Origin of the sequence: Nocardia sp. NPDC059195, assembly GCF_042754695.1 — a bacterium.
Taxonomy (GTDB): domain Bacteria; phylum Actinomycetota; class Actinomycetes; order Mycobacteriales; family Mycobacteriaceae; genus Nocardia.
The window spans coordinates 233,954-248,750 of sequence record NZ_JBHZBG010000002.1; the positions used below are offsets into that span (position 1 = coordinate 233,954).

The following is a 14,797-nucleotide window of genomic DNA, read 5'->3' on the forward strand; positions in this document are numbered from 1 at the left end:
GCCGACTGTAACAACGCCTGCCGCGGCGGGGTTCATGTGCGGCGCCGGGACTCGTTGAGCGTGTCGGCGAGCGTGCGGTTCATCTCCGCGGCGGCGGCCAACTGTTGTTGCAGCAGCGCCACTTTGCGGCGTAGCGCGGTGGCGTCCATCCGGTCCAGGCTCGGGTCCTGCGTCGCGCGGACCCAGTTGCGCACCGAATTGGCGTGCACGCCGATCTGGTCGGCGACCATCCGGCAGGCCTCGGATTCGCTGCGCAACTTGTCGGTCAGCGCGACCACTTGGGCGACGGCGGCATTGCGAACCTCCGGCGAGACCCGGCGATAGGACCGGTGCGGCATCATTGCTCACTCCCGTTCGAGTAGTCCGGAGTGCCACGTGGGTTGTCGCCGAACTCGCTGAAGCGCTGGTTCGTGTCGTGAATTCCGCTTTCTCGCTCCGACACCGTGAACTCCATGTGGAAAGGAATACCCGGCCGGCGATCCTCGCCGACCTTCAGCAGGAACTTGCCGGTACCGGGCGGCGATGGCCGCTGCTGGCCGGGCTTGAGCGCCTCACCGGTGAGTGCTTGCGGCGCCGACCAACTGGTCACCATCTCCTGCTCGGCCGAGGTGAACGGCACCGTGGAGTCGAGCCTGCTGATCTCCTCGCCGGGCAACGCGCCGAAGATCTTGGCGCGCGCGCGTTCCAGGAAGCCGATGGCCTTGGCGATCGCGGCGTCCGAGCCCAGCGCCTGCAAGTCCTTGATGGTGTGGCTGATCATGATCAAGGCGGTGGCGAGGCCGCGCTGCAGACGAGTCAGCTCGTCGACGCGGTCGACCATGAAGTCGCCGAGACCGAGCACCTGCCACAGCTCGTCCATCACCACCTGGAAGTAGCGCTGCGGGCCCAGGTCGGCGTCGGCCAGCACGTGCGCGGCCTCGACGGAGGCGAACCCGTCGGCCCAGCAGGCCAGCATGACCGCGGCCTTGAGCTTCTTGTCACCGCTGGGGATGTGCGAGACATCGATACACACCGCGACGGCGCCGGTATCGATGGGAACGCTGGTCTGGCCGTTGAAGATCGCGCCGAACGGGCCCTGGGTGAGCGCGCGCAGTGATCGGCGCAGACCCTTGATCGCGTTCTGGTACTCGTCGGCGTTGTCGGCGCCCGCGTCGAGCATCATTTCGGCGCCGCCGCCGACGATCACCTCGAGCAGGTTCTCCATGATCGGTGGTTTGTCGGGGGTGAAGCCGCCCGGCTGGTAGAGGATGCGCAGCGCGGTGGCGATCAGCGTTTCCTCGAAGTCGGCGACGCGAGCGCCGCGGACCAGTTCCACCAGACCCGCGATCAGCGTCACCTGCCTGGCCCGCAGATCCTGCAGCACCTGACGTTGCAGTGCGGGTTGGTCTTCCAGGCGCGGCACGACCGAGCCGAGCACGCCCGCCGCCAGTGGGTTCAGCTTGCCGTGCCCGTAGCCGAGATCGATCACCTGGCCGCCCACGAGTTCGACCATCTTGCGGTAGTCGGGTTTCACGTCGGCCAGGATCAGCGGGGTGATGCCCTGGGCGATGCCGCCGAGCACGATCCGACGCACCAACGACGACTTGCCGAAACCGTTGAGGCCGAGCACGAAAAGGCTGGGCGCGGTGATGAAGCTGCCGCGCATGAACCAGTTCATCGGATCGAAGCAGACCGGGGCGCCGGTGTGCAGATGCGAGCCGAGCGGGGTGCCGATCAGCGGCGCGCCGGCACCGACCGACCACGGCCACAGACCCGCCACCTGCGCGGTGGTGGCCCGATATTCCACCGGGCGGCCGACGACGTTCATCTTGCCGCCGCCCGCGCCCGAGTATCCGCGGTCGGTCAATTCGGCGGTGGTGCGGTCGAATCCGTCTTTGACAACGGCATCGGTTCGCGCCTGCGCGTTGTTGCGACGCAGGTCGTCGGTGTGGATGCGGAAGGTCGCCCAGGCCGCGCGCAGGCCCGACTGCTCGCGGGCGATCATCTCGTAGCGGGCACGGGTGGCGTCATCGAGCAGCGTGGGACCGGACTGCGAACGCCGGTCCGGCTTGGTCGATTTCACGGACCGACCCGAACCCATCGCACGGTCGGCGGCCTCGTCGGGCCGGATCGCGCGTACCGCCTTCGCCGGCCTCGGCTTCTTCTTCGTCAGCTTGGGTTCGGCCTGCTTGGGCCGTCGACGCGGATCACCCTGGGGGCGTTGATGTTCCAGACGTGGGCCGTGGTCCTCCTCGCGCAGCCCACGTTCGGCCCGCGCCCTGGCGGCCCGATCGGCATCGGGATGCGGGCGCCGAGCGCGCCGCTCCCCCGCACCGTCGCGGCCGGCTGCCCGCGATCCGTCACCGCGACCACGCATCTCGTCACCACGGGAACGGAGGCGACCGTCCTCGTCCTCGCGCGGCCTGCGCGGTTCCTCACCACGCGGACGCGTCGGGCGACCTCGATCGGCACGCGGTTCCTCGCGCGACCTGCGCTCGCCCGGCGGACGTTCTTCGGCCGTGCGTGATCCCCGCGACGAGCTCTCGCGCTCGTCGCGTTCGGTGCGCTCGTCGAGGCCGAGCACGTCGTCGCTCACGCGCGGCGCGCTCCCCGCGGGCCGTGGCTCGCGTTCGCCGCGAATGCGCGGCGGCCGGTGGACCGGGCGCAACGCGACATCGTCGCGATCGCGCACCGGGGGTTCGTAGTCGCGTCCCATAATCGCCTCACCCCGCCAATGCCTTCGGAATGGTTGCGTGTTCGGGCAGGATCACGCCGCAACCCAGAGATGCCGCGAACGCCGCGGACTGGTAGCGGTAGCAGCGCCGGATCTTGAGCCGGGCCTGCGTGGAGAGGTCACGGGTGATGGCCTCGATCCGGGGCAGGTCACCGCGCAGCGGTTCGGTGATCGTGACCAGCGCGCCGAAACGGGTGACACCGTGTCCGCGTGCCTGTTCCTCGCGAGCCTGCTGGGTGGCGCCGACACGCAGCGTCGCCGCCGCCGAGACCACACCGCGTTCGCTCTGCTGCGCGACGAGCGCGTTCTTGAAGTCGTCGTCGACGATCTCGGCGGCATCGGCGGCCGAGTGCGGCCGATAGACGATCGCGATGCGTTTGCGTGGCACTTCGGGATTGGGCGCGAGCAGTCGCTGCAGCACCCGCTCGTCCACCGCGCCCTCGGGCGCCGCGTCCATCTCCCAGGTCACCGAGCGGCCACCGTCGTGGATCAGGTGATCCCACTTCTCGTCGTAGGACACCGGGCCCGCGTCGTCCCAGCCGAGGCCGTGCCCACCGGGATCGGCCGCGGCCACCTCAAGATCGGCCTGCGCGGCCGGGTCATAGCTGCGGCGGATGAAGGAGATGACCTCCTCCGCCGACATCGGCTGTGCCCGCACGCCCGCCTCGGCCAGCGCCGCGCAGATACCGGGCAGCCTGCGCCCGATCTCCACCGCTTCCTCGGCCGGGTTCTTGCGCCGCTCGGCGGTGGTGGCCTTGAACGTGATCGCCACCCGCGGCAGCAATTGCACACGCTCCTGCGGCAATTCGGTGGCCAGCTCGTACATCACCTGCTGAGCCAGCTCGGGGGCTTCGGGGCGGGTGATCGTGGAAACCTCGTTGAGCAACCGGTTTCCGGTCTCGGGCACCGTGTCGATCACCGGCACCACCGCGACGATGTCGCTGGTCTGCCCGACCGAGGCGAGGAAGGTGCCCCAGGCCGCGACCCAGCGATCGATCACCGGCTGGTCCACTGCCTCGTGCCCCTGCGGCCAGGCCCGCAACACCACCGTGTACTGCGCGAACGCGGGCAGATGGATCATCCCGAAGTGATAGCCACCGGCGTCGATACCTTCGTAGAGCTTCGACGGCGCGAGCAGCCCTGGCAATTTCGTGACACCGCCGGGAATCCGGGAGAACCGGCCACCCCGATACACGTGCTCGCCGTTGTTGCGCGAGCGCCTCCAGTTGAACATCATCAGTCCCGTCTCATAGCCCGAGCGGCCCCCCGTCCGCCACACCAGGGGCACCATCACCAGCGCGCCGAGCCCGCCGACGATGAAACCCCATTTGAATCCACCGACCATCGCGCAGATCAGTGCCGTGATCACCACGACGAAACCGATCACGGTCTCTTCCCAGCGCAGGCCGAAAAGGCCCGCGCTGCGTGGTTTCTGCCACAGCCCGTACGAGCGGCGCTCGTAGGTGTCGGTCGCCGAGGTCGTCATCGCGGAATCGTGCTCCTGCCGAGGTCGGGTGAACGATTCGCCCAGCGGTCACCGGCGACGTCGCCCATCGATTGGTCCGCGCGGCCGGTGGTGTTGGCCGCGGTCCGCGCGGCCGCCACATTGCGGGCCGCACCCGCGGGCACCGAGCCCGAACTGGTCGTCGCCGGTGCGGGAGCACCCCCGCGCGGTGGTGGCGTAGGCCGCGGTGCGCCACCACCACCGCCTCCGCCGCCACCCGGTCCACCTGGTCGTGAACCCGCGCCGCCACTCCCGAAGTAACCCGCAGAGCCTGGTGCCGCCGCGGGCCGGGAGGCGACGGCCTTGGTACCGATCGCACCCAGCGCCATCGCGCCGACCGCCGCACCACCGGCCACCATCAGACCCGAACCACCGGTGCCGACCGTGGCGACGGCGGGCGCGACCAGGCGCATCAACGCGGGCAGCACGAACGCCACGCTGCACAGCAGCACCAGCGCCACCAGCATCCGCTGTGCGTCCTCGCCGCTGGGCAGCCCGCCCGACTCCGTGGTCTCGTCGACGTGGCCCGCGGTGGTGAACGCGATCATGTACACGATCGCGGCCACCGGTTTGAACAGCATGAACGCGATGATCCAGCCGACCAGTTTCTGGTACGACTGCTTGCCGGTCCCGGTCGCCGAGGCGGCCGCGGCCAGCGGCAGCACGCCCGCGGCGACCACCAGCAGACCCTGCCGAACGATGGCGAGCACGATCTGGGCGAGCGCGCCGAGCAGGCCGACGATGGCGATGATCAGCACCAAACCCGGCGAAAAGGCCTGCAACTTACTGGTTTTCACCATCAGCTCGGCCATGTTCTTGGCATTGCCGCCGGTGGCGTCTGCGATGATCCACTCGGAGAACTTGTCCGAGGCACGCGTGCCCGCGACGATCACCGCGCCCAGCATCCACGAACTGAACACCACCCTGGCGAACAGGCGGAACGATTCGGCGGCCTCGCTCACGGCCGCCCCGCGTCTGGCCTCGGCCAATCGCCCGCCGGTGATGATCACCGAGGCGATCAACAGCAATATCTGGATCTGATAGGTGTAGTCGTTGATCTTGGTGAACAGTGCCCCCGAGTCGCTCACCGCCTCGTTGGGCACCTTCATCCAGAAGGTCAACGCCAGGATCAGTGCCTCGCCGAGGCCCTTCATCAGCGAGTCGACCACCTTGCCGAAGGTCGAATCCCACGCCTTGTCCTTGACGGCGGTGGCCGCCTCGCCGGGGTGGGAGGCGGCATTGCCCGCCTTACACACCGCCGACGCCGCGTCGCCGAGTGAGACTCCGGGGATCGCGACACTGTCGAGGGTGTCGTGCAATTCGTTGCACGCCTCGTCGAAGCCGTAGGTCTGGCCGTAGGCCACCGTCGGCGTCGCGATCATCACGGTGAAGATCACCGCGAAAATAGTGACGATCCGCCTCAGCATAGTTGGCACCCCTCGATGGTCCGCGCGGAATCGATCCGGGCTGTGCTGTACCTCGATCACCATGTCGTCCACCCCGCCAGCGATTCCACGTACTCGGTCTGGGTATTTGCTGTCGTCGACGGTTTGAGCCGCCAGTCACCGGCGTCCCACACCACGATCATCCGCATGGCGGCGTATAACTGCTTGCCGTCGATCACCGGACCGCGCGAGGCCAGGCGCACGATCGCCAGATCCTCGGCGAAGTCGTCGATCTTGAACGCGTCGGAAGCCACGAAGTACCTGGTCACCTTCTCCGGCTGCTGTTTCGGCAACCGCTCGCCCGAGAGCGCGGAGTCGTAGGCGGCCAATTGTGCTGTGCTGACCCGTAATTGCGTCACGTACAGGTCGCGGTCGGCCGGGCGCGCGTTGAGCCGGTAGGTGATCTGCGCGGCGGCCAGCGCGGCGCCCTGCGGTGTACGCGCGTAGCCGACGGCGAGTCCGTCTTCGATCCGCGACGGCCCGTCGGAGGTGGAGAACGGCACCGACGCGCCGTAGACACGCTGCCAGCCATGCGGTTTCGTGGTGCCCTCCGGCGCGCCGGTCAGCCAATCCGGGTCCGCGGCGGTACGTTGCGTACCCGGTTGCTGGGCCAAGGGCTGGCCCGCCGGGTTGTTCGGAATGTCCACCCGCCTGCCGAGCAGGTCGACCTCGGGCTCGGCGAATCCCGTCCCGCCCGCGGCCTGGGCGGGCGGTGGCGCGAAATCGGCCTCGCCGTCGCCGTCGCGAGTGAAGTACACGACGGCGCCGACGACCATGATCAGGGCGAGCAGGGCACCGGAGGCGATCATGCCGAAGGACGCGCGGTCGCGCGTGCCCGGCTCCTTCTCGCTCACTGCGGTGCCTCCAATGTCACGATGTCTTGCGGTAATTCGTCGATCGGGTCGATCGGTCGGTCGACCGAGCGTGGATCGGGTAACTGCAGTCGCCAGTCTCCGCCGTACCAGCTGACCGTGGTGTGGTTCACCGCCCGTGACCGGTCGGAGTATTCGGTATAGACGTCGACTGTCGTTCGCTCGTCACGATATTCGGTAATTTTGTAACCCAACAATTTCGGCGCGTACTCCGCCGTGGCGGGTCCGGTGATCGACAGCTGCACTCGGTTGATCGCCCACTCGTCACGCGCCGGTCCCGGGACGAGTTCGGCGTTCACCACCTGGGCCCACTGACTGTCCGGTGCCACCGACAGCCGGATGGTGTGGGTCAGTGCCGCCAGCCCGGCCCCGCGCGGGGAATGCTCGAAGCCCGTGGCGGCGCCCTGGCCCACCGTTTTCGGGCCCTGGTCGGTGTGCGGCATGGGGATGCCCTGATAGTCCTGCCAGCCGATCCCCGTCGGTGCGGCTGTCAGGTCCGGGCCGGTATCGCCACCGCCACCGCAGCCGACGGCTGCCGCGAGCAAGGCGATACCGACCGCGACCGGTCGTGTCACTGTGGAATTCATGCCGGCAGGAAGGCCAGCGCGATCGCGGACGCGGTACTGGCGACCGAGGCGCCGATCAGGCTCATCAGGACACCGTGTGAGGCATCGTTGACCGCCAGGTCGCTGCGGAACGCGATCCACAATCGACCCGCCGACAGGATCATCCAGGCCAGGCACGACAGCAGGACGAACCAGAGCAGCCAGTTGAGCAACTGCATCATCGGCGCCAACACGTCGGCCGGGATCTGCTTGTAGGCGAGCACGGTGACCACTAACCGATGACCGCACTCATGATCGTGCCGGCGCTGGTCGCGACGACGCCACCGATCATGGCGCCCGCCACCATCTTCGGCGACTCGAGCCCACCACCGGTCCAGCGCTCCCACGCGAACTTGCCGCCCGCGTAGGTGATGCCGCAGATGCCCGACAGCAGTACGAACCAGGTGAGGTAGCGCACCAGCTGCAGGATCTTCTCCGAGCCGGGGGGAGCTTCCGGAGTCGGATTACCGACCTGGGCCAGCACGGTGCCGTACGTGTCCTGCACGGCGAGGAGGATCATGCTCATCGGGTGCCTTTCTCCCACTGTAAAGGTGTTGTGCCACAAACACTTCGACGACGACACACGTTTGTACACCACCGACCGGCAACCCGCCCGGCGTTCATGATCGACCCTCGCCCGACGCGGCCGCGCCGAGACTCGTGCGGATCGCGGCGACCACATCGGTACCGAGGTCACCGATTTCGACCGGCACGTCGTCGAGCGGATCGGGGCGGCGCTTCTTGACCGCCACCTCGTCGCCCGGCGACCACACCGGAAGCGCGTCGGACTCCACCAGAGTCCATTCCTCGAACCACGGCACCTGCCAGACGTGCCCGGCCAGCGAGCCGACCACCTCCCGGTAGCGCCGGATCTCCGGTGCCATCCGGCCCGGGCGCGCGGCGACCGTGATCATGCCGAGAACCAGTGCCGGGCCTGCGAGCCCGGCGTGGTGCTGGCGCAGCAGATCGTGCGCGCGGGTGAGTCCGGAGATGGTTTCCCTGGCGACCAGGACGACGTAGGGAGACTCGCGGTCGAAGACACCGGGCCAGCGCCCGCGCGCGTCGGCGGCCGGGGCGAGCACATGCGACAGCGTGGTCGCGCCCGCGCCACCGTGCACCCCGAGCAACCACAGCAGCGGCGCCCGGCCGACCCCGGGCACCGGACGCTCCCAGATCTTGGCGCGCAGCGATTCTGGCGGCGCGACTACACCGGCGGGGGCGTCCGGTTCACGACGACGACGAAGATTCATGGCTGCCGTCATGATGCCACCCCGGCGAGCAAGCTCGCATACGCCGAACGCGTCACCTCGGCGAGCTCGGCGTGGCGAACGAGTTCCCCGCGCGCGAGATGCGGGTCGTAGGGAATCTCGACAACCTCGCGCACCCAGCCGGACAGGTGCTCGCGCAAATGCTCCGCTACGCGCGAGTCGTCGTGCGAGTACTGGTGCGAGACAACGATGGTGGTGTCGGCGACCACCCCTGCGCCGTCGTCGCCGTAGTGGTCGTCGAGCCATTCCAGGGTCACGCGTAGCCGGTTGGCGGCGTCGACGCGGGCCGGAATGGCGAGTACCAGTGCGATATCGGCGTCGTCGAGCAGTGGCCGCAGTTGCCGTCCGGCAATCGGGTTGCCGCCGTCGTATACCGCGGTGTACCCACCGGTGTCCAGCGCTCGCGCGACAGTGAGAAATGTCGCGCGGCGGCGCAGCGGGGTCGCATCGCGCCAGAGCAGGCCGAAACCGGAGGTGGAGCGGGAAAGACAGTCCTCGAGCGGCGCCGGTTCGTCGTCGCCGCGGCCGTATACCCAGGACTGCAGGTTCACCGGGTGCAGGTGCTTGTCAGCGCCGCGCAAGGCGATATCGCTGCCCGCCGCGGTCGCGTCGACCGCCACTGTCGTCGCACCCGCGGTGACCAACTCCGCGGCAAGCCCGAGCGCGGTCGTTGTCGTGCCCGCGCCGCCGCAGCCGCCGACCACCAGGATCGGCCTGCGGGTACCGTCGCGGCGCTCACCGTTGCGGCGCCGCAGCCGCACCACCGGAGCCGGATCACGCGCCAGGTCATCGGACGGGTCCCCCTCGGGGGCCTCGTCGAGCCAACGGCTCCAGTCGTCTGTCATCGCCTCTCCTTACCCTGCCGCGATGCCCGTGATGAGCGTGCGATCGCCGACCAGCGCTGTCCGCACCGATTGCTTGGTGTAGGTGGCCGGTGCGCCCGCGGGCCGGAACTCGGTGACCTCCACCGTGAACCGGTCGGCCGCGACAGCGGTGATCCGCACGCAGTGGGTGGTCCCCACCGGGATGGTGTCGATACCGCGCTGGATCACGGCGGCCGGCGAGACGTCGGCGTCGGGGGTGACCACCGCTCTGGCCTGCTCCCCCGATCGGGTCACGTAGTAGGCGTACTGGAAGGCGAGCACGGCGTCGGGACCGGAATCGGTGCCGCCCGCTTCGGCGCTGCGCAGCACGATCTCGGTGCGTTCGGTCGGGCACGAGCCCGCGGTGTCGGCGGTCAGGTTGCCCGCGGTGAAGTGCAGTGGCGGAGCGGCACTGCGGGCGGTGTCGCCGTCGCCGCGTCCGAAGAGCAGGAAGAACACACCGGTCGCGGCGAGGACGAGCACGAGGACCGAGACCGCGAGGACCACCCAGGTGCGCTGCCGTTTCCGGTTCGCGCGCAGGGCGCCGGAGGGTTCGAGCACCCGGGCGTCGTCGTATTCGTCGACGGCGGCGTCGGGCCAGGGGAACTGGACGAGTTCGGCGTCGTAGTCGTCGTCGGGGCCGGGTGCCGGGCTGGCGACCCAGTCCGACCAGCCGCCGGTGAAGTCGCTGCGCCGTCCGGCCAGTTGCGCGGGGGGTGGTGGTACCGGTTCGGGTTCGACCGGGTAGGGCCGCTTGTCGTACTCGGCCGCGGCGATGTCGACGGATTCAGCTGTCGCGTCATCGAACTCGGCGACCCGGTGGACCTGATCGGCCTTCGCGCTCGGCAGGTGCTGAGTGTACGGGTCGCCGACAACTGTCGCCTGTTGCACCGCGTCCCGGCTGTGCGGGTCGCCGGTGGCGTTCGGCTGATCGTCGAGGGCGAGGCTGAACGGTTCCGGCTGACGCTCCCCCACCGTGGCCCGCTCCGGTGTCGGCTCGGCGGTCGGGGCAGACTCCGAACCCGTCGGATATCGGTCGATGCTGTCGTCGTCGCCTGCCACCGGTTCGGTGGTGTCCGGGCGCGCGGGGGCGCCGGCATCGGTCTCGGGCTCCAGCGCCGAGTACCAGCGCGACAATTCGTTGTACGACTTCAACATTCCCCCCTTTCCACGGCGCCGGGCACAGTTCGCATCGAAGACCTCTCGGTGATCAGTTCACAGAGAACGGACGGTTGATGGGTGCGGTGGTTACGGGTGTCGCGGCAGGCGGAGTCGTCGCGCCGCCGGATGAGGCGCCATCGGCTCCTGTCCCGAATGGAAATTGTCCCCCACCGGAGGGTTTGGGTGTCGTAGACGCGCCGGTCGGGCTCGGGAAAATTCCCATACCACGCGAGTCGGACCCGCCGAGCGGTACCGCTCCCTTCCCGGAAACGCCTGCCGCATCACGGGCGAGAGCGGCGAACCACTCGCCGACATACTGCGTCGGTGTCGCGCCGTTCGCACCGACGCCCATGCGCGAGTACGCGTCATGGCGTTGCAGCGTGTCCCAGTAGCGCACCCAGGTGGTGACATCGAGGAGCTCGGCGTTGTCGGTCACGTTCTGCTGAACCGCCGCGAACGCCTCGTTGACCAGCCGCACCCCGGTGGTCGGCGGCACGAGTTGTGGGACCGCGCCTGCCAGTTTCGTCCCGAGCAGGGTCAGCCCGGCCAGTGGATTCGACAATGTGGCCGTGGCCAATTCGCTGATGCTCGCCGGGCTGATCACCGACTTCACCACGGTGGCGACGGCGTTGAGACCGATCATGCCCACCTTCAGCAGCGCGTGATAGGCGGCGTTCACATCGAGTTCGCTGCTCGGGTCCGAGGCATCGGACAGTCGCTGCGAGATCGACTTCTTCGGCGCGACCGACACATCGCCCAGGGTGGCGCCGGAGATGTCCTCCTCGACCACCGCGGTGGCGGTTTTGATGGAGGTGAACGCCAGCGCCTGCGCGATCGAGGTCAACGAGCCGATCGGGTCGCCGCCGGAGAGTTTCGACTGGCTCATGAGGTTGGTGACCGCCCGCACGATCGGCGCGCCCTGCGGTGCGTCGCACGCGAGATCGCCTGTGGCACAAAAGCTCGCGACGCGACCGGTGAGCTTTCCGAAGTCGTCGGCCTGGTCACTTTCCGGTCCGAGTCCACCACCGGAGGCGACCCCTTGGCGCACCGCACCGAGGTTCGCCACGGCGTCACCGGATGTTCCCGGTGCCGCCAGCGGGGCCGTCCGGTCGGGCGCGCCGGGGAACAGTGGCGCGTTCTCGGCGCGAGTCGGGTCGGCGAACAACGCGACCGCGGCGACCTTGTCCGCGGACAATGCCCCGGTGCCCGCGCCGACTTCCTGGGCGAACAACGAGGCGACGTGGGCGCCTTGGGAATATCCGACGACCGCGATCCGGGTGTCCGGGCAACGCCGCGTCACCTGCGTCGCCATCGAGCGCAGTCGCTCCAAGCCGCCGGCGACCGATTCCGTGTACGGCACCGCACCGCCCTGTACCGCACCGCCGAAACCCGCCTCGTAGGGCACGTACGCCCGATCGACGAGTCCCGCGTCGGCCGCCCCGGCCAGCATCGGACGGAACACCGTCGACAGCATCCCGGTGTCGGTGCTCGGCGCCGCGTCGGGCGACGACTCGCCCGTGCCCTGAATCCCCAAGGCGTACAACGCAGGACACGCGGCGAGAGGTACCTGTGTCGACGGCGTGGTGGGTGTACCCTCTTCCGCACCGGCCACCCCCGCCGTAACCGACAGCGAAGCAACGGTGAACGCGATGAGCGTCCCCGTCAGTCGTGTCGTGCACCGAGCAAAATCGATCCGCATCACAGTCCGTTTCCGCTGACCAGTGGAGCGTTGAAACGCACTAAACCGTAACAGATTCCGGGTAACCCAACCCCTGCCCTAATCGGCCCTTCCGCTGCCCCCAGCAAACCCGATGCGGACAGCAACCTTTCGGCGATCACCTGGATGGACAGCGGCCCGGGCACCCTCGTGCGGAGAGTGCCCGGGCCGTAGTCGGGGTCAGGCGGCGGAGGTCACCCGATAGACGTCGTACACGCCTTCGACATTGCGCACCACGTTGAGGAGGTGGCCCAGGTGCTTGGGGTCGCCCATCTCGAAGGTGAACTTGCTGATCGCGACGCGGTCGCCGTGGGTGGCCACCGAAGCCGACAGGATATTGACCTTCTCGTCGGCCAGCACCTTGGTCACATCCGAAAGCAATCGGGTGCGATCGAGTGCCTCGATCTGGATGGCGACCAGGAACACCGACGAGGGCGATGGCGCCCATTCGACCTCGATGATCCGCTCCGACTGTTCCTGCAACGAATCGGCGTTGGTGCAGTCGGTCCGGTGCACACTCACCGAGCCACCGCGGGTCACGAAGCCCATGATCTCGTCGCCCGGCACCGGAGTGCAGCACTTGGCCAGCTTCGCGACCGTTCCCGGCGCACCGGGGATGAGCACACCGGCATCACCGGTGACCCGCTGCCGGGCGGGCGTGGTCGACGGTGTCGACCGCTCGGCCAGCTCGTTCTCGACATCGCCGATGCCGCCGAGCTGGGCCATCAGCCGCTGCACCACATGGTGCGCCGACACCTGATGCTCGCCGACGGCGGTGTAGAGCGTGGAGATGTCGCTGTAGTGCAGTTCGTGCGCGACCGCGGTCATCGCCTCGACGCTCATCAACCGTTGCAGCGGCAGTCCGACGCGGCGCACCTCCTTGGAGATCTGCTCCTTGCCGCTTTCGAGAGCTTCCTCGCGCCGTTCCTTGGCAAACCACTGGCGAATCTTGGCTTTCGCGCGCGGTGAGACCACGAACTTCTGCCAGTCGCGGCTTGGCCCGGCGTTCTGCGCCTTGGAGGTGAACACCTCGACGACTTCGCCGTTCTCCAGCTGCCGTTCCAGCGCCACGAGCCGCCCGTTCACCCGCGCGCCGATGCACTTGTGCCCGACCTCGGTGTGCACGGCGTAGGCGAAGTCGACCGGGGTCGATTTCTGCGGCAGCGTGATCACGTCGCCCTTGGGCGTGAACACGAAGATCTCCGGCGACTTCAGGTCGAAGCGCAGCGATTCCAGGAACTCCGCGGGGTCGGCGGCCTCGCGCTGCCAGTCGAGCAGCTGACGCATCCACGCCATGTCGTCGACTTCGGCGGCGTCACCGGAGTGCTTGCCCTTGGTCTCCTTGTACCGCCAGTGCGCGGCGATGCCGAACTCGGCGGTCCGGTGCATGTCCTGGGTGCGGATCTGCACTTCCAGTGGCTTGCCGTCGGGGCCGACCACGGTGGTGTGCAGCGACTGGTAGACGCCGTAGCGCGGCTGCGCGATGTAGTCCTTGAACCGGCCCGCCATGGGCTGCCACAGCGAGTGCACGACACCGACGGCGGCATAGCAGTCGCGGACTTCCTCGCACAGAATGCGCATGCCGACCAGGTCATGGATGTCGTCGAAGTCTTTGCCCTTGACGATCATCTTCTGATAGATCGACCAGTAGTGCTTGGGCCTGCCTTCGACGATCGCGTTGATCCGCGACGCGGCCAGCGTGTTGGTGATCTCGGCGCGGACCTTCGCCAGGTAAGTGTCGCGCGAGGGTGCGCGGTCGGCGACCAGTCGCACGATCTCGTCGTATTTCTTGGGGTGCAGGATCGCGAAGGCGAGGTCCTCGAGCTCCCATTTGACGGTGGCCATGCCGAGGCGATGCGCCAGCGGCGCGATCACCTCCAGGGTTTCCTTGGCCTTCTTGGCCTGCTTCTCCGGCGGCAGGAAGCGCATGGTGCGCATGTTGTGCAACCGGTCGGCGACCTTGATCACCAGCACGCGGGGGTCGCGCGCCATGGCGATGATCATCTTGCGGATGGTCTCGGCTTCGGCGGCCGAGCCCAGGTTGACCTTGTCGAGTTTGGTGACGCCGTCGACGAGGTGGGCCACTTCCTGGCCGAACTCTTCCTTGAGCTGCTCGAGCGAGTAGCCGGTGTCCTCGACGGTGTCGTGCAGCAGGGCCGCGACCAGGGTGGTCGTGTCCATGCCGAGTTCGGCGAGGATGTTGGCGACCGCGAGGGGATGGGTGATGTACGGGTCGCCGGACTTACGGAACTGCTTGGCGTGGCGTTCATCGGCGACGTCGAAGGCGCGCTGGAGCAAGCCGAGGTTGGCCTTCGGATACAGCTCGCGGTGGACGGTGGCCAGCGGTTCGAGGACCGGCTTGACCGCCGCGATCCCACGTTGACCGGTCATCCGCCGAGCCAGCCGCGCACGGACCCGCCGCGAAGCGGAGCTGGGCACCGAGGCTGTCGGGGACTGCTTGGCGGGTTCGGGGGTTTTCGCCGGGGCACCTTCGCTTGGCGCGGCTCCGGTGGATTCCTGCCCAACCTTCGCCTCGCCGAGTTGTCGAGTCATGCCACCACCTCTCACGCTGCATTCGGACCTGTCGGCCGAGTGCTGCAACCGCCCGGGGCCTCAACTTTAGTCCCCGTACCGACCTGGTGTTCGAGT

General features: G+C 68.4%; 13 protein-coding genes. All 13 read right to left on the reverse strand.

All coding sequences use genetic code 11. The annotated features are described in order from the left end of the window. Positions 1-32 precede the first annotated feature (32 nt). Positions 33-341, reverse strand: a complete 309-nt coding sequence (locus tag ACFXKN_RS03785; RefSeq protein ID WP_378945354.1) for a transposase — start codon at positions 339-341, stop codon at positions 33-35. Continuing rightward, a complete protein-coding gene (locus ACFXKN_RS03790; protein WP_378945351.1) occupies positions 338-2,695 on the reverse strand; it encodes a hypothetical protein in 2,358 nt (785 codons plus the stop codon). Before ACFXKN_RS03790 ends, ACFXKN_RS03785 begins: the two co-directional genes overlap by 4 nt. Positions 2,696-2,702: 7 nt before the next feature. Beyond that, positions 2,703-4,199, reverse strand: coding sequence for an SCO6880 family protein (locus ACFXKN_RS03795; protein ID WP_378945346.1), 1,497 nt, complete (start codon positions 4,197-4,199; stop codon positions 2,703-2,705). Beyond that, complete coding sequence (locus ACFXKN_RS03800; RefSeq protein WP_378946235.1) at positions 4,196-5,644, reverse strand: hypothetical protein; 1,449 nt, start codon at positions 5,642-5,644, stop codon at positions 4,196-4,198. Before ACFXKN_RS03800 ends, ACFXKN_RS03795 begins: the two co-directional genes overlap by 4 nt. Before the next feature lie 56 nt (positions 5,645-5,700). After that, complete coding sequence (locus ACFXKN_RS03805; RefSeq protein WP_378945341.1) at positions 5,701-6,516, reverse strand: hypothetical protein; 816 nt, start codon at positions 6,514-6,516, stop codon at positions 5,701-5,703. Beyond that, positions 6,513-7,121: a hypothetical protein gene (locus ACFXKN_RS03810; protein WP_378945337.1), complete on the reverse strand. Its 609-nt coding sequence runs from the start codon at positions 7,119-7,121 to the stop codon at positions 6,513-6,515. The genes ACFXKN_RS03805 and ACFXKN_RS03810 overlap by 4 nt, the downstream gene beginning before the upstream one ends. Further along, on the reverse strand, positions 7,118-7,372 hold the full coding sequence (locus tag ACFXKN_RS03815; protein WP_378945334.1) for a hypothetical protein: 255 nt from the start codon (positions 7,370-7,372) through the stop codon (positions 7,118-7,120). The genes ACFXKN_RS03810 and ACFXKN_RS03815 overlap by 4 nt, the downstream gene beginning before the upstream one ends. Beyond that, positions 7,372-7,665 (reverse strand): hypothetical protein, encoded by a 294-nt coding sequence (locus ACFXKN_RS03820; protein ID WP_378913069.1) that lies wholly within the window; start codon positions 7,663-7,665, stop codon positions 7,372-7,374. The genes ACFXKN_RS03815 and ACFXKN_RS03820 overlap by 1 nt, the downstream gene beginning before the upstream one ends. A gap of 94 nt (positions 7,666-7,759) precedes the next feature. Continuing rightward, entirely contained in the window at positions 7,760-8,401 is a 642-nt protein-coding gene (locus ACFXKN_RS03825; RefSeq protein ID WP_378945331.1) for a hypothetical protein, read from the reverse strand. After that, the gene (locus tag ACFXKN_RS03830) at positions 8,398-9,252 is read right to left on the reverse strand and encodes a MinD/ParA family protein (RefSeq protein ID WP_378945326.1); all 855 of its coding nucleotides are present in this window, start codon (positions 9,250-9,252) and stop codon (positions 8,398-8,400) included. The genes ACFXKN_RS03825 and ACFXKN_RS03830 overlap by 4 nt, the downstream gene beginning before the upstream one ends. Positions 9,253-9,261: 9 nt before the next feature. After that, on the reverse strand, positions 9,262-10,428 hold the full coding sequence (locus tag ACFXKN_RS03835) for a hypothetical protein (protein WP_378945323.1): 1,167 nt from the start codon (positions 10,426-10,428) through the stop codon (positions 9,262-9,264). A 52-nt stretch (positions 10,429-10,480) separates the two neighbouring features. Then, entirely contained in the window at positions 10,481-12,130 is a 1,650-nt protein-coding gene (locus ACFXKN_RS03840; protein WP_378945320.1) for a cutinase family protein, read from the reverse strand. A 198-nt stretch (positions 12,131-12,328) separates the two neighbouring features. Continuing rightward, on the reverse strand, positions 12,329-14,701 hold the full coding sequence (locus tag ACFXKN_RS03845) for a RelA/SpoT family protein (protein WP_378945317.1): 2,373 nt from the start codon (positions 14,699-14,701) through the stop codon (positions 12,329-12,331). Positions 14,702-14,797: the final 96 nt, after the last annotated feature.